Annotated in this window: 3 protein-coding genes and 1 pseudogene; 3 read left to right on the forward strand and 1 reads right to left on the reverse strand. The window is 73.8% G+C overall.

The window, feature by feature from the left end; translation table 11 throughout:
- The 3 genes from HW445_RS23270 to HW445_RS23280 form a co-directional block, all read left to right on the forward strand.
- Nucleotides 1–698: DNA-processing protein DprA (locus tag HW445_RS23270; RefSeq protein ID WP_180222909.1), on the forward strand; the 698-nt coding region annotated here is incomplete at its 5' end.
- Nucleotides 699–959: 261 nt separating this feature from the next.
- A complete protein-coding gene (whiG, locus tag HW445_RS23275) occupies nt 960–1799 on the forward strand; it encodes an RNA polymerase sigma factor WhiG (RefSeq protein WP_151775477.1) in 840 nt (279 codons plus the stop codon).
- An 88-nt stretch (nt 1800–1887) separates the two neighbouring features.
- Nucleotides 1888–2466, forward strand: a complete 579-nt coding sequence (locus tag HW445_RS23280; protein WP_180222910.1) for a TetR/AcrR family transcriptional regulator — start codon at nt 1888–1890, stop codon at nt 2464–2466.
- Nucleotides 2467–3077: 611 nt separating this feature from the next.
- Here HW445_RS23280 and HW445_RS23285 read toward each other — a convergent pair.
- Nucleotides 3078–3402, reverse strand: a pseudogene (locus tag HW445_RS23285) (M23 family metallopeptidase); the annotation flags it as partial.

Consider the following 3402-nt stretch of genomic DNA (forward strand, 5'->3'; position numbering starts at 1 on the left):
TCTCCGGCGGGGCGTACGGGATCGACGGAGCCGCGCACCGGGGTGCGCTGGGGGCGGGCGGGGCCACCGTGGCCGTGCTGGCCTGCGGGGTGGACCGGCCCTACCCGCGCGGACACGCCAGGCTGATCGCCAGGATCGCGGAACAGGGCCTGGTGATCGGGGAGTTGCCGCCGGGCGACCACCCCACGCCGTCCCGCTTCGTGCTCAGGAACCGGGTGATCGCCGCGCTCACCCGGGGCACGGTGGTCGTCGAGGCCGCGCGCCGCAGCGGATCCCTGTCCACGGCCCGGGCGGCGCGTCGGCTCGGCCGCTTCACCATGGGGGTCCCCGGCCCGGTCACCAGCGGGCTCTCCACCGGCGTGCACCAGCTGCTGCGGGAGGAGGCGGTACTGGTGACCGACGCCGCCGAGGTCGTCGAGCTGGTGGGGGCGATGGGGGAGCTGAAGGAGACGCCGGAAGGCCCGCTCCTGCCCCGTGACCTGCTGCGGGCCGACGTCCGCCGGGTCCTGGACGCACTGCCCGCCCGGGGGGCCGCTCCGGTCGCGGAGGTCGCCCGGGAGGCGGCGACCACGCCGGACGACGCGGTCGCCAGGCTCTACGAACTCCGCTCGCTCGGTCATGTCGAACGACACGGCGACGGATGGCAGTTGACACGCCATGCGGTGATGTCGGCGCGCGCCGGCGCCGGACCGCCGTGAGGGGAGCGCTCGGCCGTCCGGGTGGTCCCCGACGCCCTTGCGAATACCCGGAGTTGGGCCTTCCGGGTGGTCACGCCGGGTGAGGGCCAGGGCTCCGGCGGGCCGCCGGACGGGTGCCGGAGGAACGTATCTGCGGATAGATGCCGGTTCGTCCTTCACGGACTGCGATGCTCCAGTCGCGCTACGCTCACGAGGATCCCCGGCGCTCAGGTGCGCCGGAGCGCGAGACCGGTACCACGGCAGAACGGCACAAGGCGACGAATGCCCCAGCACACCTCCGGGCCCGACCGGGCGGCGGCGGTCACCCCCGCGGCCCGGGGCAGCGTGCGGCCTCCCGCTCCCTCGACCGTCGACGAGCTGTGGCGGACCTACAAGGCGACCGGGGACGAGCGGCTGCGGGAACAGCTCATCCTGCACTACTCGCCCCTGGTCAAATACGTCGCCGGCCGGGTGAGCGTGGGACTGCCGTCCAACGTCGAGCAGGCGGACTTCGTCTCCTCCGGTGTCTTCGGGCTGATCGACGCCATCGAGAAGTTCGACGTCGAGCGGGAGATCAAGTTCGAGACGTACGCGATCACCCGGATCCGGGGCGCGATGATCGACGAACTGCGCGCCCTGGACTGGATCCCGCGCTCCGTGCGGCAGAAGGCGCGGAACGTCGAGCGCGCCTACGCCACGCTGGAGGCGCGCCTGAGGCGGACTCCGGCCGAGGCCGAGGTGGCCGGGGAGATGGGCATCACCGTCGAGGAGCTGCACGCCGTCTTCAGTCAGCTCTCGCTCGCCAACGTGGTCGCCCTGGAGGAGGTCCTGCACGGGGGCGGCGAGGGCGGTGGCCGGATGAGCCTGATGGAGACCCTGGAGGACACCGCCGCCGACGACCCGGTCGAGGTGGCCGAGGACCGTGAGCTGCGGCGACTGCTGGCGCGGGCCATCAACATGCTGCCGGACCGCGAGAAGACGGTGGTCACGCTGTACTACTACGAGGGCCTGACCCTCGCGGAGATCGGCAACGTGCTCGGGGTGACCGAGAGCCGGGTCAGCCAGATCCACACCAAGTCGGTGCTGCAGCTCAGGGCCAAGCTGGCGAGTTTCGGGCGCTGACGGTTCTCCCCGGAGCGGGTGGGTGGGCGGCGCCTTCACCCCCGTCCCTCCGTAGAGTGGTGATGTGCCAAGGATTCGAGCGGCCTCGGTGGCCGAGCACAGGTCGATGCAGCGGGCCGCACTGCTGGACGCCGCGCGGTCCCTGCTGTCCGAAGGCGGTACGGAGGCGCTGACCTTCCCCGCGCTCGCCGAGCGGACGGGGCTGGCGCGGTCGTCCGTCTACGAGTACTTCCGCTCCCGTGCGGCGGTGGTCGAGGAACTCTGCGAGGTCGACTTCCCGGTCTGGGCGGCCGATGTCGAGGCCGCGATGGCGGCCGTGGAGGGGCCGGCCGCGAAGGTCGAGGCGTATGTGCGGCAGCAGCTCGCACTGGTCGGGGACCGGCGGCACCGGGCGGTCGTGGCCATCTCCGCGGGAGAGCTGGACGAAGGGGCGCGGGAGAAGATCCGCGCCGCGCACGGCGGGCTCGTGACGATGCTGGGCGGCGCCCTGCGGGAACTGGGCCACCGGCAGCCGCGGCTGGCGGCGATGCTGCTGCAGGGGGTCGTGGACGCGGCGGTCCGGCGGATCGAGCTGGGTGCGGCGGAGGAACCGGAGGAGATCACCGCCGCGGCGGTGGACATGGCCCTGCGGGGCGTCCTCGGCCCGGACGCGACCCCCGGCGCCTGAGCCCTCGCCCTCCCCGCCGCCGCCACGTGCGCCGCGACGCCTGAACTCTTGACGCGCGAGCCGTCGATGCCTGCGCCTGCGTTGCCTGCGTTCTCACGGTCCGAGCCGCGTTGCCTGGGGTTTTGCGGTCCGAGCCGCGGTGCCTGCGCCTGCGGTGCCTGAGCTCTCAAGATCCGAGTACCGGTGCCTGTGCCGGCGATGCCTGGGTTCCAAGGTCCGGGCCTCGGTGCCTGTGCCGGCGATGTCCGAGTCATCGAGGCCCGAGCCCCGGCCGCTGCGCCTGCGACGCCTGTGCCCTCGACCGCTGAGTCCTCCGACGCTCGGGCGGGCCTCAGTGCCTGCCAGGTTCGGCGTAGGGCCCCTCAGGCCTGCGCGATCAAGACCAGAGCCTCCGACTGCCGCGCCGTGGATCGCGCCGCGCCCCCTCACTCGTGCGCCCCCTCACTCGTGCGTCCCCCGCACTCGCGCGGCCTCGCTGCCCCTGGGGCCAGTCGCCCTGTCGGGCCGAGGAGGGCCCGGCTTCCGTGGCGGCCGCCCGCCGCGTGCGTGAGGACCCCACCCGCCGCGTCCACCCCCTGCGCTCTCCCTTCGCTCGAACAGGTGGCAGCACTTCAGGGCCACGCCTTCGGCAGTGGGAGCTCCGCGGGGACGGGGAGGAGACGCGGTGGGTGAGGGGCGAGGAGCCAGGGAGGCAGGAGGCCGAGGGGGTCGAGGTAGGTACTGCCGCGGCGCAGACCCCAGTGGAGGCACGGGGCACCGGGGCAGTGGGCCCCGGCGGTGAGGGCGCCGAGGAGTGCGCCGGCGGTGACCTCGTCGCCCTTGCGGACGGTGGACGCCACGGGCTGGAAGGTGGTCCGCAGCGGCGGGTCCCCCGTGCCGGAGAGCTCCACGGAGACCACGCCCCGGCCCGCCACCCGCCCGGCGAAGGAGACCCGC

Origin of the sequence: Streptomyces sp. UH6, assembly GCF_013421635.1 — a bacterium.
GTDB lineage: Bacteria > Actinomycetota > Actinomycetes > Streptomycetales > Streptomycetaceae > Streptomyces > Streptomyces abyssomicinicus.